This is a genomic window from Pseudomonas sp. 30_B (assembly GCF_017491605.1).
Lineage (GTDB): Bacteria > Pseudomonadota > Gammaproteobacteria > Pseudomonadales > Pseudomonadaceae > Pseudomonas.
Genome location: NZ_JAFGYY010000571.1, coordinates 1 through 227 on the forward strand (window position 1 = coordinate 1; position 227 = coordinate 227).

Annotated in this window: 1 protein-coding gene; it reads right to left on the minus strand. The window is 62.1% G+C overall.

Going from position 1 to position 227, the window contains the following annotated elements:
* Window positions 1-227: VCBS domain-containing protein (locus J5M67_RS29445; protein WP_207888783.1), on the minus strand; the 227-nt coding region annotated here is incomplete at both ends.

Consider the following 227-nt stretch of genomic DNA (forward strand, 5'->3'; position numbering starts at 1 on the left):
TCGTACCGGCACTGTCGATCGTATAGGCCTTGCTATCGCCGGCATCACGGTCTGCCGTGGTCAGTTGGCCGGTCACGCTGGTGAAGGTGTTGTCGACCGAGGTGTCGATATAGGTCTTGGCGGTCAGGTTTGCGCTGAGCTCGGGCGTGTCGTTGGCGCCGGTCAGGCTGATGGTCAGGGTCTTGGTATCGGTCGCGCCTGAGCCGTCGGTCACCTTGAGCGTGAAG